This is a genomic window from Streptomyces sp. NPDC048434 (genome assembly GCF_043200375.1).
Classification (GTDB): Bacteria; Actinomycetota; Actinomycetes; order Streptomycetales; family Streptomycetaceae; genus Streptomyces.
Genome location: NZ_JBICXQ010000005.1, coordinates 292359 through 317871 on the forward strand (window position 1 = coordinate 292359; position 25513 = coordinate 317871).

Below are 25513 nucleotides of genomic sequence, written 5' to 3' on the forward strand. Positions count from 1 at the left end.
GTCCGTCGCGCCCGTTGTCGGACTCCAGGTCCCTGGGGTTTGCTGTCACGCCGCGGGCCGGTTGCTCAGCCTGTCACCAGGAGCGTGTCGCGCCCGCTCACCCCGTCGCCACGAGCGCCGCCGTGGACGCCAGCACCGCGCCCACTGCGAGCACCGCGCCCGTCGCCATGAAGCTCCGCAGCGGCACCCGTACGCCCTGTGCCTGGCAGCGCTCGAACCACAGCAGTGTGGCCAGCGACGCCCACGGAGTCACCACCGGGCCCACGTTGGTGCCGATGAGCAGCGACAGCAGCTGCTGGTGGTTCGCGAGGGGCACGGCCGACTCGCCTGCCAGGTAGACGGGCAGGTTGTTGAGGACGTTCGACAGGCCGGCGCCGACCGCCGAGGCCCGGAACATGCCCACCACGCCCCCGTCCGTTCCCACCGCCGAGGTCAGGAGTTCGTGCAGGCCGTTGGCGTTGACCGTTTCCACCACCAGAAACAGCCCCGGCACCATGACGAGCAGCCGCCAGGGCACCAGCGACAGCCGCAGGCTGGCCGGGCGGCGGACGGCGAAGGCCACCACCACGACCGCCGCCGCCGTCGCGGACGCCGACCACAGCGGCACATCCGCGATCAGTATGGCCAGCAGAAATCCCACACAGACCACGGCGCACACCCGGAACAGCACCGGATCCCCGGGGCGATGCAGGTCCGGGGGCGTGTAGGACTCCGCCCCGCGCCGCCCGCGGCGCCAGAAGAACAGCCAGAGGCAGCCCATCGTCACGGCGATGGCCGCCAGTTGGGGCGCCCACATCGTGGCGGCCATCTGCGTGGGGCGCAGTGCCACGCGGTTCGCGGCCAGCAAGTTCGTCAGGTTGGACACCGGCAGCAGCAGACTGGCCGTATTGGCCAGCCACACCGTCGTCATCGCCAGCGGCACCGCGGCAATCCCCACCCGGGACGCGAGCGCCAGCATCACCGGGGTCAGCAGTACCGCCGTGGTGTCCAGATTCAGGGTGATCGTGGTGATCGAGGCGAAGGCCACGCACAGCACGAACAGCCGTCCGTAGCCGCCCCGCCCGGCGCGGGCCACGCCCGAGGCGACGACGTCGAAGACCTCGGCCTCGCTGGTGAGCTCGGCGAGCACGATGACCGTGCCGAGGAAGGCGAGGAGGGGACCGATCCGGATCATCGCTTGGCCGGCCGATTCCGTGGGAAGCAGGCCCGTCGCCGTGAACAGCAGACCGCAGGCGAGCAGCCCTCCGGCCAACCAGTCCAGTGGATGCAGACGTTGTATGGCGCGCACACGGAAAAGAGTAAACGCTGGGCAGCCGGTTGACGATGGATCATAGGATGGCGGGCATGGTGGCTCGCCAGGAATTCGGAGAACCCGAAACCCGCCCGGAAACCGGCCCGTTAGACTTCTTCATCAGCTACTCACCGGCCGATGAGCGGTGGGCCTCATGGATCGCCTGGACGCTGGAGGAGGCGGGCTACCGGACGGTCGTCCAGGCCTGGGACTTCGTCCCGGGCACCAACTTCGTGGACTTCATGGACCGTGGCGTCAGCGAATCCGCCGCCGTCATCGCCGTGCTCTCCAGCAACTATGAACGCTCCCGCTACGGGCGCATGGAGTGGCAGGCCGCGCTGCGCGCCGACCCCGACGCCCCGGAACGGAGACTGCTGACCGTCCGGGTCGAGGACATCCCCATCGAGGGCCTGCTCGCCACCATCACCTACGTCGACCTGGTCGGCGTCACCGACACCGCCGCCGCCCGCGAGATGCTGCTCACCCGGGTGGGCCAGGCGCTCGACGGGCGGGCCCGGCCCACCAGCCGCCCCGGCTACCCCGGCGGGCCCGCCGGAGCCGCCACCCCGGCCGGGATTCCGCGGCCGCAGTCCGGGGACGGCAGGCCGCTGGGCCGCCCCGGCTGGGCAGGGCGTCGCCGCCCGGCCCTCCCGCCGCAGTACCCCCAGGAGCCCGGAGCGCAGCACACCCGGGAGGCCGTCACCGTGCTGCACCTGGCGGGGCCCGCCTTCGGCCGTGGCCAGGACCCGGCCGCACTCCAGGCAGCCATCTGGGGCGACCTCGTCGAGCTCACCGACGCCGGCGCCCCCGCCCCCGACCTCCTCGTCGTCACCGGCGATCTCACCGCCTCGGGCAGCCCCCGCGAAACCGACCAGGCCCTGAGCTTTCTCACCGGCCTGCGGTCCCTGCTCGGCCTCGAACCCCACCGCCTCGCCGTGGTGCCCGGCGGTCAGGACGTCAGCCAGGCCGCCTGCCGCGCGTACTTCAACACCTGCGAAGCCGACGAGATGCAGCCCAGGCCGCCCTACTGGCCCAAGTGGCGGCACTACGCCCGGCTGTTCCACGAGCTCTACCAGGGCCTCGACGTCGTCTTCGACAGCGACCAGCCCTGGAGCCTGTTCCCCATCCCGGAACTGCGCACGGTCATCGCGGGCCTCAACTCCTCCATGGCGTACAGCCACCGGCCCGACGACCAGTACGGCTGGCTCGGCCCCGAGCAGGCCGCCTGGTTCGCCCAGGCCCTGCGCCCGTACGAGCAGGAGGGCTGGCTGCGCCTCGGCGCCCTGCGGCACCCGGTCATCGAGGACGGGGGCCGCCGCCCCGGCTCCGCGCACGGCCCCGGCCCGCTCCGCGACACCGCCGCCCTCGCCCGGCTCACCGCGCCCCGCCTGCACCTCCTGCTGCACGGCCCCGCCGGAGACGGACGCTCCGCCTCCGCGGCGCCCACCACCCCGTCCCTCCCCTTCACCACGGGTGAGCTGCCCGTCTACGGTGCGGCCGGCCCCGCCCGCCACCAACTGCTGCGGATCACCCGCGACGGCCTCACCCGCTGGCGGGAGCGTCCCGACACGGACCCGGAGCACGTCGAGGCCGACTGGCGGCGCGCCCAGCGGGTCTTCGGACCGCCGCGCCTGCAGCCCGATGCCGGCGGCAGTGCGCCTGAGGAGGGCAGGCCGGAGACCGCTGGGCCCGGCGCGCCGGACGTCGAGCCCGGCCGGGAGGCCCGCGCCCTCGACGACCCGCTCGACGAACTGGTGGCCCGCGTCGCCGAGGTCTGCCGCACCCGCCACGACGGTGCCCAGCTGCGGCGCATCGCCGGCAGTCCGCCCCAACTCCTGGTCACCTGGAACGAGTCCGGTTTCGTCCGGCAGCAGCGGGTCGGGGTCTGCCACGGCACCCCCTCCGCCGAGGACATCGACGGCTTCCTCGACCACGTCCACGCCTCCGACACCGAACCCGACACCGAACTCGTCCACGACGGGCCCGCACCGGCCCGCGAACTGCGGGAGCGGGCCCGCCGCCGGGGCGTCCGCGTCCGCAGCTTCACCGAGTTCCAGGGGCTGCTGGACCTGCGCGACTACGTCACCGCCCAGACCGAGCGGCTGCGCACCGACCTCCGCTACCGGCCAGACCTCTATCTCCCGCAGCGCTACCGGGAGGTCGAACGCCCGGGCGGCGAGGAGCGCGACGGGCTGGTCGACGACATGCTGCGGCTGCTCGACGCCGACCACGGCCGGTTCCTGCTGCTCCTGGGGGACTTCGGACACGGCAAAACCTTCGCGCTGCGCGAGCTCGCCCGCCGTATCCCCGAGGAGATGCCGCACCTCATCCCGCTGTTCATCGAGCTGAACACCCTGGACCGGGCCTATTCACTGGACGGCCTCGTCGCCGCCCACCTGGCAAACCACGGTGTCGACTCCGTCAACCTCCGCGCCTTCCGCTACATGTTCCAGCAGGGCCGGATCGTGCTGCTCTTCGACGGCTTCGACGAGCTGGCGAACCGGGTCAGCTACGAGCGGGCCACCGACCGGCTGCAAGTTCTCCTCGACGCCGTCGTGGACAACGCCAAGGTCGTCGTCAGCAGTCGCAACCAGCACTTCAAGTCCCAGGCCCAGGTGCTCACCGCCCTCGGGGAGCGCGTCGGACTGCTCCCGCAGCGCCGTGTCCTCGCCCTCCAGGAATTCACGCCCCAGCAGATCCGCACCTACCTGGCCAACCGCTACGGCGACGAGCAGGCCGCCGACCGCCGGGTGCGACTCCTCGAAGGCATCCCCGACCTGCTGGCGCTGTGCCGTAACCCGCGACTGCTCAGCTTCGTCGCCGACCTCGACCACGACCGGCTGCGCGCCGTCGCCGGGGCCGGGCGCGCGCTCAGCGCCGCCGGACTGTACGAGGAAGTGCTCACTTCCTGGCTGCAGTACGAGGAGCGGCGCGGCCAGGGCGGCGCCGGCGCGGCTCCCGGGATGGATCTGGACCAGCGGTGGGACGCGGTCACCACGCTCGCACTGCGGCTGTGGTCCAGCGGCCAGAGCACCCTGAGCCTCGACGAACTCACTGACGTCGCCGGGACGTTGACGGGCCTGGCGGACATCAGGCTCTCCGCGCGGGAGGCCGCCCACGCGATCGGCTCCGGCAGTCTGCTGGTGCGCAGCGACGAGGGGCTGTTCCAGTTCATCCACAGCTCCATCGTGGAGTGGCTGGTGGCCCGCGAGGCCGCGACCCGGCTCGCCCGCGGCGAGTACGAGCTGCTGGCGCGCCGCCCGCTGAGCCAGCTCACCGTCGAGTTCCTCTGCGACCTTGCCGACCACCGCACCTGCCAGGAGTGGGCCGAGCGGACCCTGGACGGCCCGGACGAGGACGGCGAGGGGGAGGGGCGGCGCGGGCAGGCCGACGAGGTCGCCCGGGCCAACGCGGTCAAGGTCCTCGCCCGGCTCCGGGTGCCCGCCCACACCGACCTGCGCGGCGCCGGCCTCGCCGGCGAGGACCTCTCCCACCGCGACTTCTCCGGCGTCGACCTCACCCGCGCCGACCTCACCGACACCCAGCTGGTCGGCGCCAACCTCTCCGGAGCCGTGCTGCGCGACGCCCGCCTGGTCGGCGCCCGGCTGGACCACGCCGACCTCACCGGCGCCGACCTGCGCGGCGCCGACCTGCGCCGGGCCCGGCTGATCCGCGCCGACCTGCGCGGCGTGCGGACCGAGGGCAGCCGCTGGAACCGGGCCGCGCTGATCGACGCGACCACCGACGAAGAAGCCCTGCGCCGCCCCGAACTGCGCGCCGCCGCCCTCGCCCCTGGCATGCCGGTCGACGCGGGCTTCCGGCCCTCCGCGGTCGGCGTCCCCTACGGCTTCGGCATGCAATCCGTCCGGCTGCCCGAGCCGGTCTCGTACAGCACCGACGGTGAACTGCTCGCCGTGGGCAGCGAGGACGGCGGCGTCCTGGTGTGCGACGCCGCCAGCGGTACGGCACTGCGCACCCTTCAGGGCCACGTCGGCCGCGTCTACGCCGTGAAGTTCCGCCAGGACCTGCTCGCCACGGGCGGGGCGGACGGCACCGTGCGGCTGTGGGATGCCGTCTCCGGCGCCTGCCTGCACCGGCTGGACATCCACCCGAGCGGGGTGTGGCCGGTCTCCCTCGACGCGGACGGCACGCTGCTCGCCACCGGCGACGCGGAGGGCACCGTCACCCTGTGGGACGCTGCCTCCGGCACCCGGCGGCACGAGCTGCTCGGGCACACGGCCCCCGTCTACACCGCGGTGTTCAGCCCCGACGGGCACACCCTGGCGACCGGCGACGGGGCCGCGGGCGTACGGCTGTGGGACACCCGCACCGGCCAACTGCGCATCGAGCTGCCCGGTCACGAAGGCGTCTGCAACCGGACGCAGTTCAGCCCGGACGGGTCGCTCCTGGCCACTGGTGACAGGGGCGGCGATCACGGCGGCACGGTACGGGTGTGGGACGTGGCCTCGGGCCGACTGCGGCACGAGTTCACCGGCCACACCGGGCGCGTCTATACCCTGGACTTCCACCCGAGCGGCAGGCTGCTGGCCAGCGGCGACACCGACGGACAGGTGCGGTTGTGGGACCCGGTGGCCGGGACCCCGGCCGGGCAGCCCGGCCGGGGCAGCGGCGCCGTGTACCAGGTGGTGTTCGACACGGACGGCACGCTGCTGGCGGCGGGCGACAGCGACGGCGCCGTCCGGCTGTGGCGGGTGCAGGCGGCCGGCACCGGGACCGACGGCCGGGGCCGCCCCGGCGATGCCCCCGGCTGGTCCGTGTCCCCGCTGCGCCAGCAGCCCGCCGACCACCGCGGATCCGTCTGGACCTGCCGGTTCCGGCCGCGTGGCGGCCTCAGCGGCACCGAGTCCGGCTCGCTGCTGGTGACGGCCGGCAACGACGGCGTGGTGCGGCTGTGGGACACCGCCAGTGGCCAGGGCCGGCGCATCCTGCGCGGTCACGGTCGCCGCATCGGCACCCTGACCTTCAGCGCCGACGGCTCGTACCTGGCGGCCAGCAGCAACGACGGCGTCGTACGGCTGTGGGAACCCGCGACCGGCCGTCGCCTTCGCGAGCTCAGCGGCCACAGCGGCCGCCTGGTGTCGGCCGTCTTCAGCCCCACCGGGGCCGGCGGAGCAGTCCTCGGCACCTCCAGCAACGACGGCGACGTGTACCTGTGGAACGCCGCCACGGGCGAGTACCAGCGGGAGATCGATGTCGAGACCGACCATGTGTGGGCCGAGGCGTTCAGCGGCGACGGCGAGCTGCTCGCCACGGCGAACGACGACGACACGGTCCGCCTGTGGTACCGCAGCACGGGCACGCATGTGACGACGCTCGCCCAGCACCGGGGCCGGGTGCGGTCGATCGCGTTCAGCGCCGACGACACACGGCTGGCGACCGGCTGCGACGACCGGGTCGTCCGCATATGGGACCTCCGGGAAAGCCGCCTGACCGCCGAACTCGACGCGCACCGGGACCGGGTGTACACGGTGGCCTTCGGGCCCGGCGACTCCTGGCTGGCCAGCGCGTCCTGGGACGGAGACGCGATCATCTGGGCCGACGGCAGACCACAGCACCTGCTCCGCGGACACTCCGGCCGGCTGTGGACCGCCGCCGTGCACCCGAGCCGCCCGTTGCTGGCCACGGCCGGCGACGACCGGATCGTACGGCTGTGGGATCCGCGCGACGGGCAGGAGACCGGCCAACTGACCGGGCACACGGGGCGGATCCTGTCGACTGCCTTCAGCCCGGACGGCTCGCTGCTCGCCAGCGGGGGCGAGGACGGCACGGTCCGGCTGTGGAGCGTGCCCGCACAGGGCGAGCCGTCCCTGCAGGCCACCTTGATCGGTGTACCGGGCGGCTGGGCCGCGCTCTCACCAACGGGTGGCTACAAGTACGAGGGCGATATCGCGGGCGAGTTCTGGCATGCGGTGGGCATGTGCCGCTTCGAACCGGGTGAACTCGACGGCCACCTTCCGGGAGTGCGCCGAATGTCACTCACCGCGCCGCTCGGCGGCTCCGACCCCAACGAAGGCTGAGCCGGAGGCGAGCCGTACGGAAGCGGTCCGCAGAGTGCCTAGACACCGCATCCTGAAACGGCGTCCCGGGGTGGCTCGAAGCCGGCTCCCCATGGGCCTGAACAGCTCCGGCCGCCACCCGTTCCTACGGGCGACGGCCGGAGTGCGAACCGACGGTCAGACCTTGGTGAAGCACAGCGTGTAGTCAGCGCCGCGGCGGCTCGAGACCTGAATGCCGTAATCGAATCCCGATCCGCACCGCTTGTCGGCACCGATCAGCTTGTCGCCGGTCTTGTACTGGGCCTCGTCCGAGCCACAGCCGACGATCACCGGCAGCGGTTCCCCCTTGGGGTCCTGGACCTTGACGCAGTCCCCGACCTCCGGGTTGTACTTCTTGTTCTCCTCGGCCCGCGCGGCCTGTGAGGCCTCCGCCTTGGCCTTGCCGCCATGGGGATCGGTGTTGTAGTTCCACACGTACCAGGCCCCGCCGCCGAAGACCGCCAGGACGATGACGGCGGTGATCAGCCCCCGCAACGGGCTGCTCCCTTGCGGCGGCCGCTGCGGTCCCTGTGGCCCGTGGGGTTGCTGCGGATGCCCATACGACTGCTGCTGCGGGTACCCGTACGGCTGCTGCTGCTGCTGCTGCGGCTGATTCTGATAGGGCGGCGGTGCGGACATGCCTGAAATCCCCCGTGGTTGACGACACGAATGAAGGGCAACGCGAATTGACCGGTGCAGGCTACCTGCCGGCGCCGACCCGCTGACCAGCAGCCCCGTCTGCCGACGTCCCCCACCACAGGGGTCTCTCCGGTCAGCGCTCGGCGACCAACAGGGTCTGCAGAATGCGGCCGCAGTCGCCGGCCGCGTCATCGAATTGCCCGAGTGCCAGCCCCGAACCGTGAGGGCTGGCCGCGGTCGACGACCGCATGCAGAGCCACTCACCGACCGGCTCACGGTGCAAGGACACCGTCACATCGGTGTTGATGACGAACTGTTGATGGTGGTCGAGCTCGAAGGCGACCGCCCAACTGCTGTCGGCCAAGGTGAGTGCCCGGGTCAGCGGCGTGTCCGGCTCGTCAGCCACCAACGGAATGCGCTGGCGGGCCCAGACCATGCCAGGGCCCGGTGTGTCAAAACTTTTCCCCTTTTCGAACCGCCATTCCATTGCGGCGATATAGCCGTCCATATGCGCGCCGGTCATGGCCTGTGGCGCCTGCGATTCAGGCAGCGGCGGCGGGCCGGCTTCGGGCCGTAGCTGTGGAGTGTCAGCCGGGCTGGCCGCGACCCGCCACGCCCGCGCCAGCATCACCGGCTTTCCGTTGGCGGTGAGCTCGCCCTCGACCAACTCCGTTCGCCCACCGGAGTGGACAGTGCGCACCTCGACCTGCAGGTCATCGACGGGAACCGGGCGTGGTAGCTCCAGTGTGATGCGGGCAATGCGAAAGCCCTGCCGGGCGGCGTGGCGCTCCAACGCCCTGCCCAGCAGTGCCGAGGGCGGACCGGCGTGTTGGGCCTTGGGACTCCATGGTCCCGCGGTGGCGGGGCTGCTCTCATAGCGGCCGTTGCCGAGGCTCCGGTAAAACGCGCGGTGCTGGGGTTCCGACTCGGCAAACCAACGATCAGTCATGCGAAAGGCTTACCCCCAAGCTCGCTGTCCAGGCAACGGCTGTCGGCGCTACTGCCGAACGTGCAGCAAGGTTGGACGGACGTTGCAGCGCCGTTTGCGAAGATTCGGCATCGGTCGACCACACGATCCAGCTACGCCGGTCCGGGGGCCTGCCTGTTGTCGCTGTTGTCGCGCATGGGTCGGCGCACGCGATCGAGCAGTGCGGCCGGATCCGCCTGGGCCTGCAGACCGCGGAGCAGCAGATGCCACAGGTCATGCAGGCGCTCCTCGATGTGCCGGCGGCCGTCCAAGGCGTCGGAGACGGTGTGCAGACCGAAGAAGGCGCAGACGATGCCATGGGCGGTGGCGGCAGGCGGCACATCGGCAGCGACTTCCCCGTTACGGGCGGCTTCTTCGAGCAACTGCGTGACCGCTTCGATCCAGCCGAGGAATGGTGCGGGGAGCTGCGTGTCGATGGCTTTGCGTTCGGCCCAAAGGCGGGCTCCGGCCCGGACGATGATGTCGTCACGAAAAGCCCGGGCCACGTCGAAGCTCAGCCCGATGAGTTTCTCCAAGGCGGGCAGGCCGGGCTGCTGGTATCGGCCGATCAAGTGCGGCCAGGTGGCGAAATGCTCCTCGACAATGGCGAGGGCGAGCTTCTCCTTGCTGGCGTAGTGGAAATAAATGGCACCGCTGGTGCGACCGGAATGCGCACTGATGTCACTGATGCTGGTACCGGCGTACCCTCTCTCGTCGAACAAGGTTGCTGCCGCCTCAAGAAGGGACCTGCGCGTCGTCTCCGCCCGGATCTGCACATACACCTCAGATATCGTTCTCGTTCCGCCGGATGGCAACCTACCGCTCCGCGCGCCCCGCAATTCAAGGGTGCGCACGTACGGTTCTCGGTATTCCCTGGTCGTATGAGCACGCCAACAGCCGATGCCGCCGGAAAGAGTGAGCCGCTCAGCTGGTCGCGTACGGTCGAGCGGGAGCTGGTGCACCGGACCTCGGTGGCAGAGGTCCTCCTCACCGATGTACGACCGACCGATACCGCGCATGTCTTCCTGGCAGCGGCGTCATGGCCACGTGCGCATACGACCTTCCCGCGCGACGGGTCACAGCGGCACAGCCCACTCATCCTGGTGGAGACGCTGCGTCAGCTCGGCCTCTGCATTCCCCTGCGGTTCTATGCCGTTCCGGAGGCGTTCCACGCGGTCATCACCGACCTGTACTTCCATCTCAGCCCCGCCGACGAGCCGCCGGCCCGCCCCGGAGCGACCGAGGTCACCTGCTGCGCACGGGTGAGCGCCCTACGGCGAGCGCCGGACGGGTCCATCGTCGGTCTGCGACTCAACGTCACCTTCGCCACCCGTGGGGTGATCTTCGGCTGTGGTGGCGGGGGCGTGCGATTCCTGGACGGCGCGCGCTTCACCGTGCTGCGCGCCGGAAGCACGGTCGATGCCGCCCCGGCCTGCCCTTTGGGTGACGGGAACCGCCCGCCGGCCGCCCGGCTGACTGTGAACCACCCGCATGACGTGGTCCTCGCTCTCGACGAGGGCGGGCTGTTGGTGTCGCCGGCCGACCCGCTGCACCCGTTCTTCTTCGACCACCCCACCGATCACGTACCCGGCATGGTGCTGTTGGAAGCCGCCCGGCAGGCCGCCTCCTATCGCAGTCAGGGCAGGCTGAGCCGGCCCCTTTTCGGTTGGCTGAAGGCCTCGCGGTTCACCGAACTGGCCCCACCCGCACGTGTGCTGTGCACTCGGCACCGCTCGACGTGCGTATTCCGCATCCGCCAGGGCGGCAAGGAAACGGCTTGGGGCACTCTCGGTTATATGTAGAGCATAAAATATGGACATTTATGAACCTGTTGACCACCCTGCGTTGCCGTCCGTAACGTAATGATCGTTATTTTCTGGCATGGCGCGGGAGCAACTCCTCTCCATGAGCGCTGCCCGCTGCCGGAAATCCCTCGGCCCGGTGCCGAACGTCCGTGAAACCGACGCTGCTCCGCCCCTCTCGCGACCGGTCACAGCGGCGCCTCCGGGCCCGTCAGAACGGATTCTCGGATGACCGCAGACAGCCTCCTTTCCTGGACCCCCGCCGCCGTCGTCTTCGACTGCGACGGCACGCTGATGGACACCGAACGCCACTGGCAGGACGCCCGTGACATGGTGCTGCACAGCTACGGATTCACCCCCTCGGCCGCATTCGCGGAAAAGGCCCGGGGGCTGCACTACACCGAATGCGGGCGCTTGATGGCCGATGTGGCCGGCCGCCCGGAACTGACCGGGGACATGACGGAATCGCTGCTCGAACGTTTCCGTGACCTCGTCGCCGCGGACCCCACCACCATGCCCGGGGCGCCGGAACTGGTCTATTCGACCGTGCAGTTCGCGCCGCTGGCGGTGGCCAGCAACTGCCCGCTGGAAGTCGTCGAGTCGTGCCTCGGTATGGCCGGGCTCCGGGATTGCTTCAGTCACATCGTGGTGCCCAATGCCACGACGAGACCCAAACCTCATCCGGACGTCTATCTCACCGCCGCCCAGCTCTGCGGAGTGGAACCCGGTGACACGCTGGCCGTCGAGGACTCCCACTGCGGCATCCAAGCCGCCGCAGGTGCAGGCATGCGGGTACTCGGAGTCGGCCCCCGGCCCAGCGACCAGGAGACCGCATTGGCCGACTGGTGGGTCCACTCGCTGGAAGAGCCGGCAGTGCAGGGGTGGGCCGACGCCCGCATCCCTGCTCAGGGCTCTGGTCCCACTGTGCCCGAGGCCGGGACACCACGAGCGTGACCGCGGTCCGGTCCGGGCGGACGTCTCCCTGAGCGGGCCGCACCGCACCATCGCAGGCGTGTGGAAGCCGCTCCCGTCCTCGCCGTACGGAGCGAACCGATGTGCTCCCGGCCAACACAGCCCTGAGTGGGGGAAGTTCTGACGATGCTCGGATGCGTGCGGGGTGCGGCGTGCGCCTTCCGTCGCTCCCCGGGCCCTTCCTCAGCCCGCCGCTACGCAGCGGCCGGAAGGGCCCGGGTGTGAGGCTCCCGCTTCACTGGCGCGGTCGGACGCGTGGGGGACGGGGCGGGCACCCGTTGCCCTTGCCGTACCTGGGGGCGGGACCAAGCCCGATCCGTCGGATCACGTACCCTCAACGGATGACCACGTGACGTATCCGTATCCGACGGACGGGCCCTCCGCCGCCCCCGGCGCCCGCCCGTTCACATGCCGCCGCCCGAAGTCTTCCGGAGCCGGCCCCCAAACTGAATCCCCAGCTTTTGTCGCTTCCTCGCGGCAGGTCCGAACGCAAACTGCCCACCCCCACCGATGGAGGCAGCCCGACGATGACGAACAACGCAGCAGTGCATGCTTCGCGGAGGAACCGCAAGCTGACGCCGACCGCCACCGCGGCAGGGGCGGCGGTGATTGCGGCGTTGTTGCTCGCCGGCTGCTCGACGGAGGAGCCGGATCAGCCCAAGCGCCCGAGTCCAGTGGAGCCCTCGCCGCAGAAGAGCAGCCATGCCCCCGCGGAGAAATCCAGCGCTTTCTCGCCGTACGTGGACACCTCGCTCAGGCCCCCGTACGACCTTCTCAAGGGTGCCGAGGAGACCGGCGTGAAGGAGTACAACCTCGCATTCGTCTCCCCGGGAGGCGGCTGCGTACCCAAGTGGGGCGGCAGGCAGGCGCTCCGCGACAACCCGGTGGCGCGGCAGGCGGACGCGCTGCGCGCCAAGGGCGGCGATGTGCGGATCTCCTTCGGCGGGCAGAGCGGTAACGAACTGGCCAGGGTCTGCGGCTCGGTGGACAAGCTGGTGAATGCGTACAGCGAGGTCATCGACGCCTACCACCTGACGAAGGTCGACTTCGACATCGAGGGTCCCGCCCTGACGGACACCAAGGCCAACAACCTTCGTGCGCAGGCGATCGCCCGGCTCCAGCAGCGCAAGAAACTGGATGTCTCCTTCACTCTCCCGGTGCTCCCCTCCGGTCTGAACCGGCACGCCGTCGCGGTGCTGGAGAACGCCAAGAAGCACGGTGACCGGATCTCCTCCGTGAACATCATGGCCATGGACTACGGCACCTACTACCACGGTGACATGGGCGAATACGCCATCGCCGCCGCCACCGCCACCCAGAAGCAGGTCAAGGCGGCCCTGGGCATTCGAACCGAGGCCGAGGCCTGGAAGACGGTCGCGGTCACGCCGATGATCGGCGTGAACGACGTCAAGGTCGAGGTCTTCCGGCCCGACGACGCGGCCGAGCTCAAGAGGTTCGCTGAGAAGAAGGGGCTCGGCCGGCTGTCGATGTGGTCGGTCACCCGGGACAAGGCCTGCCCGGGAGGCCCGAACTTCAAGGCGGCAGCGACCTGTTCCAGCATCGGGAAGGCCGCCAACGAGTTCGCGAGGGTTTTCACCGGCTGAGCAGCATGCGTGGTCCAGCGGGTTGCGCAGCGGTTCCCGTCGCTCCACGCTCGCGGCCTGTCGGGCGGGCGTAGGCCATGTCGCCGTGGAGGAAATTCATGTGCGTGCGGCATCCGGCGCTGTCAAGCTGCGCCGGTGAACCGTGAACAGATCTCGGCACTCGCCCATGCCGACCACCCGATCAAGTCCCCGCTCGACGACGACTCGGTACGCCGACTGCTGGAGCGCGGCCTTCCGCGCGGCAACGAGCGGGTACTCGACCTCGGTTGCGGGGGAGGGGAATGGCTGCTGCGCGCCCTGGCCATGCACCCTCAGGTGCACGCCGAGGGGGTCGACATCTCCGAGGAGGCGCTGGCGCAGGCCCGGCAGGCCGCGGCCCGCCTCGACGTCCAGGATCGCCTCGTACTCCACCACCAGGAAACCGCAAGCTTCTCCGCACCGCGCCCGTTCGACCTGGTGCTCAGCGTCGGGGCCGCGCACGCCTTCGGCGGCCTGCTGCCCACCCTGGCTGCGGCGCGCAAGCACCTGGCTCCTGGGGGACATGTGCTGATCGGTGACGGCTTCTGGGACCGCGAGCCCGCACCGGAGGCCGTCGAGATGCTCGGGGACTTCGCCGACCTGGCAACCACGATGGACCGTGTCACCGCGGACGGGTGGACTCCTGTGCACGGCCATGTCAGCACCCGCAGTGAGCTGGACGACTACGAGTGGTCGTGCTGGGGCTCACTGGCCTCATGGGCCCTGGACCACCCCGCCGACCCGGACAGCTCGCAACTGCTGGAGACAGCCGCCACTCGGCGCTCCGAATGGCTACGCGTCTACCGGGACACCTGGGGCTTCGTCTGCCTGGTCCTGCGTCACACATCCGGCTGACCCCGGAACAGCACCAACTCCCCGTCGGACAGGGGGGATTCGATCACGCCACCGCGTTTGTGCCGAGCTGCGCGGGGCACACGGCTTGACGTCCCCGGCCGACACCCCCGTGCGGCCGGGGGCTTCTACTTCCTGTCTTCCGGTGACGCCTCCGCACGGGGCGCTGAGCGTCGGTGACGGTCCGGCTCGGCTACGCCGGGAGCTGGGTCGTGAGCACCTCCAGCTCTCGACGGAGGGGCGTTCGGTGAACAACCCCGGCCCACTTTCTGCGAGGGCGTTGCCGACTCCGTGCGGGCGCCCGAAGCCGCCGGTCAGCGGCGTCGGGCGCCGGGTAGGTGCGGGACCTGGGTTTACGCCGACCGTACGGGGCCCACGCCCTCGACCTCGAAGACGACCTGGTCCTCGTAACACCACCACCAGGCCTCGCCGGGCTCGTAGGACCGGATGAGCGGGTGGCCGGTGGCGTCGTGATGGGCCGTGGCGTGCTTGTTCTTGGAAGAGTCGCAGCAGCCGATGTGTCCGCAGCTCTGGCACTCGCGCAGGTGCACCCACTGGTCGCCCAGTGCGACACACTCCGGGCAGCTGTCAGGGCTGTCCGGGCTGACCGGCTCCACCTGATTGAGGTGCTCACAGATCAGGCCGCCCGCCGTTCCTTCGCTGAAAGCCATGTTGCCTACTCACCGCACGCAGCCCACACCCTGACCGGCCCCTGGGGCATCTGCACGGGGACCCCTCACGGACGCTTGTCGCAGGGGTACGACCGAGCAGGGTCAGCTGGTGCCGTCGTTGGGAGGGAGGACGAAGTAGTCCAGCCCACGTCCTGGGGCGCCCTGGCCCGGCCGCGGCGCCGCAATCATCACTTCTACCCTCCCACGCGGCGGCACCCTGTCAAACGGTGGACTGGACCACTCGCATTTCGATCACCGCTTCTGCCGGAGGAGGCGCGGGTCCGCTGACGCCATCGCGCAGCATCCTGCCAAGAGGAGCCCAGGTGTCGGAGTGATCACTCAGATGCTCGGTCCCCGTGCCGAGACGCGCGGAGACGACCACGGCCGCCAGGCCATGCGCCACCACGCGCGGCCTGGCTGTGGCTGCCCGTGGCTGCCCGCGCCCCACCGACGGCAGGCCCGCTGCCCGACCCATCCACACCTCGACCGGCGACGAATACACCAGGTGACGAACGCACCGGATGAGGGCGCCCTGAAAGCCGCGCTGCTCCCTCGCCGGGCCGGCTGCACCGCTTTCTCCTACAGGGCGCCGGACCGTGGGAAACCGCGTACGTGCACACTCCTCGCAGACCTTCCCGTTCCCCTGGTGGATTGGACACCCAGATGGCTTCCGCACCCCAAATCGGCTCGCCGGTACCCGACTTCACCCTGCCCGGTGGTGTGCTGACGGGCGACCGCTTCGAGCGTCGCGACTACACCCTTTCCCTTCAGCGCGGCCGCCCGCTCGTCCTGGCGTTCTATCCGGGCGACGACACCAGTGTGTGCACCAAGCAGCTGTGTTCCTACTCCAGCGGCCTTGAGCAGTTCCAGGACCAGAACGCGGAAGTCTGGGGTATCAGCCCTCAAGATGTCGACAGCCACGAGCGGTTTGCGCGCAAGTACGACCTGCGGATGCCCCTGCTCGCCGACACCGATCGCCGGGTCGCCCGCACCTTCGGCGTCGCCGCCCCCGGCATCGGACTGCGCCGGGCGGTGTTCCTCATCGGACCCGGCGGCACCTTGCACCGGAAGCACGTGGCGCTCCTCGGCGCCACCTTCCAGCCGGTCGACACCCTCGCCCGGCAGCTCGCCGGGATGGCAACCAGCTGATCGATGACGGGCTCGGATGAGTACCTGTGCCGTCGGCCACTGAATCCGCAAAAAACCTTCTGGAGCGATCGACCAATCCGCTCCTGGGCGGGTTCCGAATACCGGTCATGAGCACGCGACGACAGAGAGCCACCCGCACGGTACGAGGCGTAGTGAGCATCCTCGTGGCTGAGCGCGTGGCCGTGTCCGTTGCGGAGCCGGCGTCCGTTGCGCCCGGTCTCGACCGGCCGCGTGTCCCGGATCCCGGGGGTGAGCCCGCACCAGGACTGCAGTGACGCCACCCGGTCCGGCGTCCGCCACAGCGAGGAAGCTTCCGGCGGCACAGGCCATCCGTTCGTCCCACCCAACATCGAAATCCTCTGGAGATTACTGTGAGCACCCTGCGTTTCCGTCGTGCCGCCTTCGCTGTCACCGCCGCGGCGGTTCTGTCGATCGCACTGGCCGCCTGCTCCAGCGACATGGACAGCAAGGACAAGGCGTCCGACAAGTCCTCGACCGCCTCCGGTTGGCATTCGGTGGTGGTCACCGTGGCCTGACACCCCACGCCGCGGCCGACGTCACCTCACCATGGAGCCGGATCCGCACCCCCGGGCCGCAGACCGGGCGAGGCGTTACGCTCGCTTTGTATGGACTCGTACCGACTGCGGAGGCGGCCATGAGGCAGAACGAGGAGTACCCGACTCCGTCGCAGGCCGAGGGCGAGAGGCTGGAGGAGGACCGGGATCCGGCCGAGCAGCGCCACCCTGCGACGACCCGTACCCAGCCGTCCCAGGCGGAGGGCGAGCGCCTGGCGGAGGACGACGAGAGGTGACAGGAAGGGGAGGGATACACGGTCCCGCCCTGCCGGCACCTCTTCCGTAGGAGAGGGAAGAGGTGCCTTCTCCTGCTGTGGGCCGAGTCGGGGGCCTGAGCGCGGTCCAGTAGGCGTCGCGACCCACGACGCGAAGAGGGCCCAGGCGACGGAAAGCAGCAGTGACCGCGGGCGGGGTGAGCATCCCACGACCAGCTCGGGCCTGCCGGTCTGTGCGCTGCGCTTGAAGTGCCCCGGTAGGCCGTACGCACCGGGTGCCGGTGAGGTGTGCGGGTCATTCACGGCGATCGATGTTGCCTCCGGGCGGATGGGGGGAAAGGGACGCAGGGTGCGCGAAGTTACCGATCCCTTGCTGGATCTCGTCCGATGGCACAGCGAACCCGTCGTCGCCCAGACGCTCCGCTCGACGGTGGCCGCCGTGATTTCCTATGTCGTCGCCCTGCTGCTGAGCAGCGAACCGGCGCCGCTGACCGCACCCCTGACTGCCCTGCTCGTCGTCCAGGTCACCCTGTACACCACCCTCACCACCAGTGTGCGCAGGGTGAACGCCGTCGTGGTGGGCGTCCTCATCGCCATCGGCTTCAGCTCCCTGGTGGGTCTGACCTGGTGGAGCCTGGGCCTGATCATCCTCGCGTCGCTGGTCATCGGGCGCTTCGTCCGGGCCGGTGAGTTCGTGCCCGAGGTGGCGATCAGCGCGATGCTGGTGCTCGGGGTGACGACTACGCGGGTGGCCGCGACGGCCTGGGACCGGGTGTTGGAGACGCTGATCGGGGCGGTCGTCGGACTGCTCTTCAACATGCTGTTCGTGCCACCCCTGTGGGTGCAGCCCGCCAGTGAGGCCATCGAAGGCCTGGCTGCCCGGATGAGCCGGTTGCTGCTGAGCCTCGGCGAGGAGATGACGGGCCACACACCCGTGGCGGAGGCGGCAGCCCGGTTGCACGAGGCGCGGCAGCTGGATCACGACATCGTGCAGGTGGACGAGTCGCTCCGGCAGGCGGAAGACAGTCTCCGGCTCAATCCTCGCGTCAAGGAGGGCCTGCTCTCCCGTGTCGTCCTGCGTACCGGCCTGGACACCTTGGAGATCTCCGCGGTGGTGCTCCGTACGGCGTGCCGCACACTGACCGACCTCGCCAAGGCGCGGACCGATGAGCCGCTCTTCTCGCCGGCCCTGGCCACCGCCCTGCAGGAGCTGTTCGGCCATATGGCCCGCGCGGTCGAGAGTTTCGCGGTCCTGATCACCACGCAGGTCAGTGCCAATGCGGAGGAGGCCGAGGAGCGGCTCGCCCAGGAGCTCGCCGCGAGCCGCGAGAGCCGCGAGATCGTCGCGCATCTGCTCCTCGACGGTGTGCAGGAGCATCCGCGGCAATGGCAGCTGCACGGCGCGCTGCTGGCCGAGATCGATCGGATCCTGGATGAGATGGACGTGGCGAAGCGCTCCGAGCGGCTCGTGGAGGAGCTGAACCGCCAGGCCCGCGAGCAGCGCGAGAAGTACCCGCTGGTGGACAAGCTGCGCGCCCGGTTGCGCCTGGGACGGCAGGGACGGCAGGGACACCGCACTACGGACGCGGCGCACTAGGCCGTTCTTCGGATCAGCGCGGGCCCGCGAGCGAAGGACACGGCCTGAGCAACGGCGGTGTGCGTCTCGGCGTTCCATGCCGGATCCTGAGTCTCGCCCCTCAGCAATCGCTCGGTCAGGGTTTTGAGGCGGTCGCTGAGCTGTGGTGCCGCCGGAAGGGCTGACGGCACCGCAGTCGATCGGCCCGGTCAGGCGCTGATGCAGGTGTTGCCTGAGGCCGCGTTCAGCAGTGCGACGATGTCGATGGAGTTGCCGCACAGATTGATCGGAACGTGGATCGGCACTTGGATCACATTGCCCGAGATGATGCCCGGCGACCCGGCGGCGACTCCTTCGGCGCCACCGTCGGCGCTGGCAGGGCCGGCGAGAACTCCAAGAAGAGCGGCGGTTCCGAGAACGATTGCAGCGATGCGGCGCATAGGTATTTCCTTTTCCGGCAGAGCAGTTGGGATGACTCGGCGGCTGGACGAGGCGCGGGAGAGCTGACCAAGCGCACATGCCTGCATGTGCCGTTCACTCAAACGAGAGTGCCGCATCGATCCGCTTCTTCGGACCGGATCTGCCCTGGCCCGTACGGGTGTGGAAGTGGCCGCGGTCCTGCCGAGGTCTGGGGCGGTGCGAGCAGCGGCCCGTCAGGCAGCCGGTGCGTCAGGTCTGGCGCAGCCGATCCGCTTCCCGCGCCCGGGCCGGATCGTCCGGCCGCGGTGGCTGTACGAGGGTGTGGCGGTGGACGGGCGGCAGGCCGGGAAGTAGTCCGGGCCAGACGACATCCAGGACGTGGGCACTTGGCGTGAACAGCCCGGATGCCAGCGTCGGCAGGTCGGCGACGTCATGCCATTCCCAGCGGTGGACGAGCTTCGGCTCCCGCACGGCCGGCTCGCCGCGGAAGGCGACGACGCGCACGGCGCCGGTCACCCGCGGAATGCCATGGGCGGTGTCCATCAAGATCGCCAGCAGGCACGCGTCGGCCGCCTCGGCCTGCAGGCCGGTCTCTTCTTCGAGTTCGCGCACGGCGGCCTCGACGAACGACTCGTCGCCGTCGTTCTTGCCACCGGGCAACTCCCACACCCCCCGCACGGACCTGCCCAGCAGCACACGGCCCGCATCGTCCGTCACCACGACGCCTGCGCCGGTCAGCGCGTGCGGGGACGGGCGCCCCTTGCCGCTGAACGCCACCGCGCCCGGTTCAGGGTCGCGCAGCACGATGATCGCCAGCCCTTCGGCATCACGTCGTTCGACCGTGCACCATCCGGCGGACAGCAGACCGATCTCCTCCTCGTCGAGCGCAATGTCGCGCCGCTCGACGGGCACCTCGTCCACGACCGGCGTGATCACCACCACCGCGCCGCCGGGGCTCAGCCGTTCGCGCAGCCGGTGCATCACTCGCGTGCGGTCGTGGAGGAAGGCGTAACTCAGCCGGAACACGATCAGGTCGTACGAGCTGTGCAGGCCGTCGAGGGAGTCCCGCTCGATGTCGCACTGCACAAATCTTCCCGTGCCGGCCGCAATCGGCATCTGCGTGGCGGTGGTGATGGCTGAGGGGGCGTAGTCGACGGCATCGACGGTGTAGCCGAGGGTGGCGAGATGGCGGGCGAGTTCGCCCACGCCGCAGCCCACGTCCAGGGCATGGCCGCCGCCAGGCGGGTCGGGGGCAAGGTCACGAAAGAGGATGTGTTCGGTGTCGCCGAGCGGCCGGAAGGAACGGCCTGCTCCGTAGTGGGTATCCCATTCGTCTTGCGTGGCGTGTCCCATGGCGAAAACCCTTCGGCTTCGGAGGTACCGGATAGGTAGGTGAGGATCAGAAGAAGGTGTCGGGCAGGCGCAGCAGGTACTCGCCGTTGTCGTTGATGAGCATCGTGGCTGTGCCCGCCGACTTGGGGAGTTGGGACCGGTTCATCGGGTCACCGCTTTCGGGGGACGGGCCGGGTGGCGTGCGGGGCAGTTGCCGCGACGGAGGTTCTGGTGCCGCCACGGGGACCGCCCGGCGCCGCACGCGTCGGCCGAGGCTTTCGCGGCGCCGGTTCAGCGGAGGTGGTCACGCAGCACATCCTCCGCCTTGGGATCCATGCTCGCGGTCGGTTCGTCCAGCAGCAGTACGGACGTGTGCTTGTACAGCACTCCGCCTCGGGCCGTCGGCGACGGGGAGGCGTCCCCCCCCAGGACCGACCCGACCGGGAGCGGATGCACGCGCAGGCGACGCGAGAAAGAGGCCATGGCGCGCTCCCTGGTGATCTCGCAGACCGCCAACTCGGCCTCGGGAACGGTTTATTCGATCGCGCGGTGTCGCGTTGTCCGCTACACATGGCCGGTGACTGATCCCCATCCTCTCCGCCCCCTCACCGATGACGAGTTCGTGCCGTGGGCCCGCATGGTCGCCAACACCTATGGCGAGGACCGGTCCGACGAGGAACTGGCCACCGAACGAGCCACGATTGAACTGGATCGCACGATCGCCGCGTTCGACGGCAACACCCCCGTCGCCGGCACCGCGGCCTACACCCGCTCCCTGGCCGTTCCCGGCGCCGTGCTCCCGGTCGCGGGCGTCACCTGGGTGGGCGTGGCCCCCACCCACCGGCGCCGCGGCATCCTCACCGCGATGATGCGCAAACAGCTCACCGACCTGCACGATTCCGGCGGTGAGCCGGTCGCTGTGCTCCGCCCTGCCGAAGCCGCCATCTACGGCCGCTTCGGATATGGACCCGCCACGCGCGGGGCCCGGCTCCAGTGCGAGAAGCGCTCCATGACCTTCCGACCCGGGACCGAATTCGGCGACGGAACCATCGGGCTCCTGGGCCGCGATGAAGCCCGTCCGTTGATCGAGAAGGTCTATGACCAGGTTCGCACCGGCGCGGTCGGCTGGCCCGGCCGAACCGACGGCTCCTGGAACAGCCGCCTGTTCGACGAGCCGCAGGCGCGCGGCGGCGCGACGTCGCTGCGCTTCGCCGTGCACCGGGATCCGAGCGGCCATGTCACCGGGTACGCGCTTTACCGGATCAAGAGCGAACGCGACATCTTCGGCAACGACAAGAGCGCGGTGCAGGTCGTGGAGTGCGCGACGACCTGCCACCGGGCCTACGCCGCACTGTGGCGGTTCCTCGCCGGCATCGACCTCGTGCCCTGGATCGAGTACGAGGCGGCGGTCGACGAACCGCTGCCGCATCTGCTGACCGATCCCCGTGCGGCGCGCTCCACGCCCGTGGACCGCCTGTGGGTACGTCTGGTCGACGTCGACCGGGCGCTGGCAGGGCGCCGCTACTCGACGCCGTTGAACCTCGTCCTGGACGTGGAAGACAGCTTCTGCCCGTGGAACACCGGGCGCTACCGGCTGCGGGCCGACGACGAATCGGCCGCCTGCGAGCGCACGGACGATCCCGCCGACCTCCAGCTGACCTCGACCGAGCTGGGCGCGGCTTTTCTCGGCGGGACGACTCTCGCCTCCCTCGCGGCCGCGGGCCGGGTCAAGGAACTGCTGCCGGGTGCCCTGGCACGCGCAACGAGCGCCTTCCGCGGACATCGGGATCCCTTCTACCCCGGAGGCTGGGCATTCCCCGCCTACTGAGCGTTCTGCGGCCGTGGCTCGGTGCGGGCACCCGAAGAAATCGGACGGCGCTCACACGCGCGCCGCAACAGGCGGGCGCGGCCCGTGCGATTCCGCAAGCCCAGGGCTGGGAAGAGCTGTCGCAGAAGATCCGCGACGTCAGGGAGTAGTGGCATGTCCGGACAGCACTGGAGCGAAGAGACCCACGAGTTGCTCAACGACGCCAGGGAACTGGCTGCCAAGATCACGGACCCTGGGGCGAAGGCGGCGGCGCTGACGCAGATCGCGCAGACGCTCTACAGCCGGGAGGCGTTGCGCGAGCTGTCGACCATCCGGGCCCAGCTGGAGACCATCAGCAACAGCCTGGGGGAGACAGCCGGCCGGTGACGCCCAGGGGATGCTGCGGGCGTCCGTGTCGCTCGTGCCTGGCACGAACGGAAGGCGGTCTCCTGCAGGAACGGAAGGCGGTCTCCTGCAGGAACGAGAAGGTGGTCTCCTGCCTGCAGCCCGGGGCAACGGTCCTGGCCGGAGCCACAGCTTCGGCTCTTCGGGCCGGGGTGGGCAGCCGGGCGGCGGGCGAGTCGGGGCGCGTGCCGGTGTAGCCGCCGGTGCAGGCCCCACGCTTGACCTTGAGGCCGGGTTTCGACGGGGCGAAAGCGGCAACGTGTTTGTCATGTCCAGACACGTCCGTAACGGCAGAAGCGAAGCAGCGAAAGTCATCGTCGTCATCGCGGACCTCACCGCGGTGATCCTCGGCCTGTGGATCCTGTTCGCCCTCCTCGACGCAAACCGCGCCAACGACCTGGTCAGTTGGGTGCGAGCGGCCGCCGGCTGGCTGGCCGGATGGTCGCACGACCTGTTCACCATGGATCCGGACTGGGTGCGGACCGTGCTGAATTACGGGCTGCCCGCCGTGCTTTACGTCCTCCTTGGGCACGCCCTTGCCGCCCGGCTCCGCCGCGCCTGATGACCTGAGTCAGGAGTTCGGGGCGAGGAGTGACCCCGTCGGTCACGTCGGCCGTCCTAGGGAGGGCGGGGACGTCGTGAGCGGGAGTGCATGACGGCAGCCGCCGAAGACCGCGAGGAACCCCTGCTCCTTTCCTGCTCCCGGTTCCCGGTTCCCGGTTCCCGGTTCCCGGTTCCCGGTTCCCGGTTCCCGGTTCCCGGTTCCCGCGGGGACGGTCTCGGAACGACGACACCGTCCGTGGTCGCCCGAGCCCGGCAGACTGGCACCATGCCATGCAGCGAAAAGGGGACCGGGTGAACGCCGACGGCGCGGGCTTCGAGGTGGCCGACGGCGACGGTCGCCCGCCGGTGGAGACGGACCCGACGAGGGGCACCGCGGTCCAGGCCGCGTTCAACGGGTTGCTGCAGATCCGGCGGATGATGAACGCAGGAGCCGCCGATCCGCTTGCGGTGCCGGCGGAATGGGAGCGCAACCAAGTGGTACGCGCCGTTGCTCTGGCCCTGGAGGCCGCCGGGATTGCCCCCTCGGCAGTCGACGAGGATGGTCAGCGGGTGGCGACGGGGTACCGCGTGTGTGCGGCCGACACGCACGGAGTGGCGCGGGTCGAGTGGCTGGGGCCTGCGGGAAGCGGCGCCGCCTACGCCGAGCAGGAAGAGCTGCGGCGCTGCGTCGTCGCGTTGCGTCGGCTGGGGTGGGAAGCGTTGGAGTACCGCGGACCACGCCGGCGCCGATACCTCGAAGTCGAACCGCCCGGCCGGGCCCGCCCCGAAAGGCTCCGCCCGCTGTGACGCCCGCCGTCACAGCGACGGCCCGCCCCTCCTGGTGCGGTTCATGGCGCGTGCTGCTGCGACGGCGGTGCCAGTCCCTCCTCTGACATGGGCGACCGGGAAACGGTTCGAGCCAGATGGCCGCCGGCCGACTCCGCCAAGGTGCGGATCGCCGGGTGCCAGGGGCGGCCATGCGGTCCGGTCAGTACGAGACGGCGCGAGGTCTGGGGTTCCAGCGGCAGCAGGACCAGATCAGGGGGGATCAGAGCACGCGAGACCTCGGACAGGATGGTCACGCCGATGCCGGCCTGCACCATGCTGATCAGAGTCGCCAGGTCCCGTACCCGGTGAGTGGGGGTGAACCGCAGCCCGGCCAGGCCGTGGATCGTACGGATGCGGGCTTCGCAGCCATTGGGTGAGATCAGGAACTGGTCGTCCTCCAGCTCGCGGATGTCGACGGATGGCTCGTCCGCCAAGGGGTGGTCCCGGGGCAGCAAGGCCCGGTAGCAGTCCACCGCGAGCTGGATGCCGGGGCCGGGCGGCGGGTCGATCAGGACGGCGGCCTCGGCCGTCCCGTCCTCCAGCCAGCCCGAAACTTCGGCGCTGTCACCCTCGAAGACCCGCACCGTGATCCGCGGCTGGTCCTCGCGCCAGTGCCGGAGCAGACCGGGGACCAGCCCCTGGCAGACCGTGGGTGTGGCGGCCAGCCGCACGGTGCCGGTCATCGCCTCGGTGGCATCGACCGCGATCCGCTCCACGGACCGGGCCGCCGACAGCGCGATGCGGGCGTGTGGCAGGACCCGCTCGCCGAGTGCCGTGGTCCGGGCCGGGGTGGCGCGGACCAGCAGTGGGGCGGCCAGCTCGCGTTCCAGGGAGGCGACGGCGTGCGACACCGCTGACTGGCTCATGCCCAGTTCGGCGGCGGCCGCACTGAAACCGCCCGCATCGACGACGGCGAGGAAAGCCCTCAGCTGCGGAATGTTCACGGTCATGCGAGAGCCTCATGTGTCTATGACAGCTATGCGTTGGATCCATGGTGCCAGGTTGGCGACGCTTGATCCGTGCCGCCGGCTCCGGCGGACGCACACCGAGCACTTGCCGAGGAGAGCCATGCCGTACTTCCGCGTCACCGTCCCCGACCCCGACCTCCCGGCCGACGTCCAGTGCGCCCTTGCCGAGGGTCTGACCCGGCTGGCGGTCTCGGTCCTGCACAAGTCCAGCGCGAGGACCATCGTCCACCTCAACCTGGTCCCGGCCGGCAGCTACTTCGTCGACGGCAGGCCCCTGAGCGGCGCCCGCGACGCGCACGTGGAGGCCAGCCTCACCCTGGGCACGAACAGCGCCGCGGAGAAGGCTGCCTTCATCGCCAGGGCCGGTGAGCTGCTGTCGGACATCCTCGGCCCGCTTCCCCGTTCCGGCGTCGCGCTGCACGAACTCCACCCCGAGAGCTACGGCTACAACGGAGTGACCCAATTCGACTACTACCGCCGCGCCGGGGACACGCCGACCGCCCTCGCTGCCCGCTGAACTGCCTGTCATCGGCCGGGTCGCGTTGCGCTGCGCTGGTGCCTGTGGCCGGCTTACGGCCGACCACAGGCGCCAGCCGGTGGCACAGGGCTGCTGCCAGTGAAGCGTTGTGCGCCCCCCGCGGGGCGGGCGGGGGCGGGCCACAGGGCCGGCGGGGGTGGCCCCCGGGGGGGGGTGCGCGACCAGAGGGGCCAGCAGCTCGAATTCGTGCTACGACCGGGCCCGCGGCCGGCCCGGCCCCTGCGCGGTGCGCTGTTCGGGGTCGATCCGCACGATCTCGTCGCCGGTCGGCGCGCTCACCGCGGG

The 25513-nt window shown here is 70.4% G+C and carries 23 protein-coding genes; 14 read left to right on the top strand and 9 right to left on the bottom strand.

The annotated features are described in order from the left end of the window. Window positions 1-97 precede the first annotated feature (97 nt). Window positions 98-1288, bottom strand: coding sequence for an SLC13 family permease (locus ACGFWI_RS08805; protein ID WP_393905204.1), 1191 nt, complete (start codon window positions 1286-1288; stop codon window positions 98-100). A gap of 56 nt (window positions 1289-1344) precedes the next feature. Here ACGFWI_RS08805 and ACGFWI_RS08810 point away from each other — a divergent pair, with 56 nt between their 5' ends. Further along, window positions 1345-7329: a TIR domain-containing protein gene (locus tag ACGFWI_RS08810; protein WP_393905205.1), complete on the top strand. Its 5985-nt coding sequence runs from the start codon at window positions 1345-1347 to the stop codon at window positions 7327-7329. 156 nt (window positions 7330-7485) lie between these two features. On the opposite strand, the gene ACGFWI_RS08815 is transcribed toward ACGFWI_RS08810, so the two are convergent. The 3 genes from ACGFWI_RS08815 to ACGFWI_RS08825 form a co-directional block, all read right to left on the bottom strand. Further along, window positions 7486-7842 carry a hypothetical protein gene (locus ACGFWI_RS08815; protein WP_393905206.1) on the bottom strand — a complete coding sequence of 119 codons (357 nt, stop codon included), beginning with the start codon at window positions 7840-7842 and terminating at the stop codon, window positions 7486-7488. Between the two features lie 277 nt (window positions 7843-8119). Further along, window positions 8120-8935 carry a thioesterase family protein gene (locus ACGFWI_RS08820; RefSeq protein ID WP_393905207.1) on the bottom strand — a complete coding sequence of 272 codons (816 nt, stop codon included), beginning with the start codon at window positions 8933-8935 and terminating at the stop codon, window positions 8120-8122. A gap of 131 nt (window positions 8936-9066) precedes the next feature. Next, window positions 9067-9729 carry a ScbR family autoregulator-binding transcription factor gene (locus ACGFWI_RS08825; protein WP_393905246.1) on the bottom strand — a complete coding sequence of 221 codons (663 nt, stop codon included), beginning with the start codon at window positions 9727-9729 and terminating at the stop codon, window positions 9067-9069. A gap of 105 nt (window positions 9730-9834) precedes the next feature. Here ACGFWI_RS08825 and ACGFWI_RS08830 point away from each other — a divergent pair, with 105 nt between their 5' ends. The 4 genes from ACGFWI_RS08830 to ACGFWI_RS08845 all read left to right on the top strand — a co-directional run bounded on the left by ACGFWI_RS08830 (window position 9835) and on the right by ACGFWI_RS08845 (window position 14204). Then, window positions 9835-10755: a ScbA/BarX family gamma-butyrolactone biosynthesis protein gene (locus tag ACGFWI_RS08830; protein WP_393905208.1), complete on the top strand. Its 921-nt coding sequence runs from the start codon at window positions 9835-9837 to the stop codon at window positions 10753-10755. Between the two features lie 228 nt (window positions 10756-10983). After that, window positions 10984-11709 (top strand): HAD family hydrolase, encoded by a 726-nt coding sequence (locus ACGFWI_RS08835; RefSeq protein WP_393905209.1) that lies wholly within the window; start codon window positions 10984-10986, stop codon window positions 11707-11709. A 545-nt stretch (window positions 11710-12254) separates the two neighbouring features. Beyond that, the gene (locus tag ACGFWI_RS08840; RefSeq protein ID WP_393905210.1) at window positions 12255-13331 is read left to right on the top strand and encodes a chitinase; all 1077 of its coding nucleotides are present in this window, start codon (window positions 12255-12257) and stop codon (window positions 13329-13331) included. Between the two features lie 135 nt (window positions 13332-13466). Then, window positions 13467-14204, top strand: a complete 738-nt coding sequence (locus tag ACGFWI_RS08845) for an SAM-dependent methyltransferase (protein WP_393905211.1) — start codon at window positions 13467-13469, stop codon at window positions 14202-14204. A 350-nt stretch (window positions 14205-14554) separates the two neighbouring features. Here ACGFWI_RS08845 and ACGFWI_RS08850 read toward each other — a convergent pair whose 3' ends face one another. Then, window positions 14555-14872: a UBP-type zinc finger domain-containing protein gene (locus ACGFWI_RS08850; protein ID WP_393905212.1), complete on the bottom strand. Its 318-nt coding sequence runs from the start codon at window positions 14870-14872 to the stop codon at window positions 14555-14557. Window positions 14873-15535: 663 nt separating this feature from the next. Between ACGFWI_RS08850 and ACGFWI_RS08855 the strand changes: the two genes are divergently transcribed. The 4 genes from ACGFWI_RS08855 to ACGFWI_RS08870 all read left to right on the top strand — a co-directional run bounded on the left by ACGFWI_RS08855 (window position 15536) and on the right by ACGFWI_RS08870 (window position 18408). After that, window positions 15536-16021 (top strand): peroxiredoxin, encoded by a 486-nt coding sequence (locus ACGFWI_RS08855; RefSeq protein WP_393905213.1) that lies wholly within the window; start codon window positions 15536-15538, stop codon window positions 16019-16021. A 371-nt stretch (window positions 16022-16392) separates the two neighbouring features. Further along, window positions 16393-16557, top strand: a complete 165-nt coding sequence (locus ACGFWI_RS08860; protein WP_393905214.1) for a hypothetical protein — start codon at window positions 16393-16395, stop codon at window positions 16555-16557. A 119-nt stretch (window positions 16558-16676) separates the two neighbouring features. Then, window positions 16677-16832, top strand: a complete 156-nt coding sequence (locus tag ACGFWI_RS08865) for a hypothetical protein (RefSeq protein ID WP_393905215.1) — start codon at window positions 16677-16679, stop codon at window positions 16830-16832. Between the two features lie 307 nt (window positions 16833-17139). After that, window positions 17140-18408 carry an aromatic acid exporter family protein gene (locus tag ACGFWI_RS08870; RefSeq protein ID WP_393905216.1) on the top strand — a complete coding sequence of 423 codons (1269 nt, stop codon included), beginning with the start codon at window positions 17140-17142 and terminating at the stop codon, window positions 18406-18408. A gap of 188 nt (window positions 18409-18596) precedes the next feature. On the opposite strand, the gene ACGFWI_RS08875 is transcribed toward ACGFWI_RS08870, so the two are convergent. The 3 genes from ACGFWI_RS08875 to ACGFWI_RS08885 form a co-directional block, all read right to left on the bottom strand. Next, window positions 18597-18827, bottom strand: coding sequence for a chaplin (locus ACGFWI_RS08875; protein ID WP_393905217.1), 231 nt, complete (start codon window positions 18825-18827; stop codon window positions 18597-18599). Between the two features lie 229 nt (window positions 18828-19056). Beyond that, window positions 19057-20160 carry an NUDIX domain-containing protein gene (locus ACGFWI_RS08880; protein ID WP_393905218.1) on the bottom strand — a complete coding sequence of 368 codons (1104 nt, stop codon included), beginning with the start codon at window positions 20158-20160 and terminating at the stop codon, window positions 19057-19059. Window positions 20161-20430: 270 nt separating this feature from the next. Next, on the bottom strand, window positions 20431-20622 hold the full coding sequence (locus ACGFWI_RS08885; RefSeq protein ID WP_393905219.1) for a hypothetical protein: 192 nt from the start codon (window positions 20620-20622) through the stop codon (window positions 20431-20433). 94 nt (window positions 20623-20716) lie between these two features. Here ACGFWI_RS08885 and ACGFWI_RS08890 point away from each other — a divergent pair, with 94 nt between their 5' ends. The 4 genes from ACGFWI_RS08890 to ACGFWI_RS08905 all read left to right on the top strand — a co-directional run bounded on the left by ACGFWI_RS08890 (window position 20717) and on the right by ACGFWI_RS08905 (window position 23701). Continuing rightward, on the top strand, window positions 20717-21967 hold the full coding sequence (locus tag ACGFWI_RS08890) for a GNAT family N-acetyltransferase (RefSeq protein WP_393905220.1): 1251 nt from the start codon (window positions 20717-20719) through the stop codon (window positions 21965-21967). 153 nt (window positions 21968-22120) lie between these two features. Next, window positions 22121-22333: a hypothetical protein gene (locus tag ACGFWI_RS08895; protein WP_393905221.1), complete on the top strand. Its 213-nt coding sequence runs from the start codon at window positions 22121-22123 to the stop codon at window positions 22331-22333. A gap of 286 nt (window positions 22334-22619) precedes the next feature. Continuing rightward, window positions 22620-22913 carry a hypothetical protein gene (locus tag ACGFWI_RS08900; RefSeq protein ID WP_393905222.1) on the top strand — a complete coding sequence of 98 codons (294 nt, stop codon included), beginning with the start codon at window positions 22620-22622 and terminating at the stop codon, window positions 22911-22913. 272 nt (window positions 22914-23185) lie between these two features. Then, a complete protein-coding gene (locus ACGFWI_RS08905) occupies window positions 23186-23701 on the top strand; it encodes a hypothetical protein (protein WP_393905223.1) in 516 nt (171 codons plus the stop codon). A gap of 41 nt (window positions 23702-23742) precedes the next feature. Here ACGFWI_RS08905 and ACGFWI_RS08910 read toward each other — a convergent pair whose 3' ends face one another. After that, complete coding sequence (locus ACGFWI_RS08910) at window positions 23743-24672, bottom strand: LysR family transcriptional regulator (RefSeq protein ID WP_393905224.1); 930 nt, start codon at window positions 24670-24672, stop codon at window positions 23743-23745. A gap of 118 nt (window positions 24673-24790) precedes the next feature. Between ACGFWI_RS08910 and ACGFWI_RS08915 the strand changes: the two genes are divergently transcribed. Then, window positions 24791-25207, top strand: a complete 417-nt coding sequence (locus tag ACGFWI_RS08915; RefSeq protein WP_393905225.1) for a 4-oxalocrotonate tautomerase family protein — start codon at window positions 24791-24793, stop codon at window positions 25205-25207. Window positions 25208-25513 lie beyond the last annotated feature (306 nt).

Coding starts and splice junctions, on each gene's coding strand:
- ACGFWI_RS08810 (WP_393905205.1), top strand. CDS start 1,345: ATGGTGGCTCGCCAGGAATTCGGAGAACCCGAAACCCGCCCGGAAACC.
- ACGFWI_RS08820 (WP_393905207.1), bottom strand. CDS start 8,935: ATGACTGATCGTTGGTTTGCCGAGTCGGAACCCCAGCACCGCGCGTTT.
- ACGFWI_RS08830 (WP_393905208.1), top strand. CDS start 9,835: ATGAGCACGCCAACAGCCGATGCCGCCGGAAAGAGTGAGCCGCTCAGC.
- ACGFWI_RS08835 (WP_393905209.1), top strand. CDS start 10,984: ATGACCGCAGACAGCCTCCTTTCCTGGACCCCCGCCGCCGTCGTCTTC.
- ACGFWI_RS08840 (WP_393905210.1), top strand. CDS start 12,255: ATGACGAACAACGCAGCAGTGCATGCTTCGCGGAGGAACCGCAAGCTG.
- ACGFWI_RS08850 (WP_393905212.1), bottom strand. CDS start 14,872: ATGGCTTTCAGCGAAGGAACGGCGGGCGGCCTGATCTGTGAGCACCTC.
- ACGFWI_RS08855 (WP_393905213.1), top strand. CDS start 15,536: ATGGCTTCCGCACCCCAAATCGGCTCGCCGGTACCCGACTTCACCCTG.
- ACGFWI_RS08865 (WP_393905215.1), top strand. CDS start 16,677: ATGAGGCAGAACGAGGAGTACCCGACTCCGTCGCAGGCCGAGGGCGAG.
- ACGFWI_RS08870 (WP_393905216.1), top strand. CDS start 17,140: ATGGGGGGAAAGGGACGCAGGGTGCGCGAAGTTACCGATCCCTTGCTG.
- ACGFWI_RS08875 (WP_393905217.1), bottom strand. CDS start 18,827: ATGCGCCGCATCGCTGCAATCGTTCTCGGAACCGCCGCTCTTCTTGGA.
- ACGFWI_RS08880 (WP_393905218.1), bottom strand. CDS start 20,160: ATGGGACACGCCACGCAAGACGAATGGGATACCCACTACGGAGCAGGC.
- ACGFWI_RS08885 (WP_393905219.1), bottom strand. CDS start 20,622: ATGGCCTCTTTCTCGCGTCGCCTGCGCGTGCATCCGCTCCCGGTCGGG.
- ACGFWI_RS08895 (WP_393905221.1), top strand. CDS start 22,121: ATGTCCGGACAGCACTGGAGCGAAGAGACCCACGAGTTGCTCAACGAC.
- ACGFWI_RS08900 (WP_393905222.1), top strand. CDS start 22,620: ATGTCCAGACACGTCCGTAACGGCAGAAGCGAAGCAGCGAAAGTCATC.
- ACGFWI_RS08905 (WP_393905223.1), top strand. CDS start 23,186: ATGCAGCGAAAAGGGGACCGGGTGAACGCCGACGGCGCGGGCTTCGAG.
- ACGFWI_RS08910 (WP_393905224.1), bottom strand. CDS start 24,672: ATGACCGTGAACATTCCGCAGCTGAGGGCTTTCCTCGCCGTCGTCGAT.
- ACGFWI_RS08915 (WP_393905225.1), top strand. CDS start 24,791: ATGCCGTACTTCCGCGTCACCGTCCCCGACCCCGACCTCCCGGCCGAC.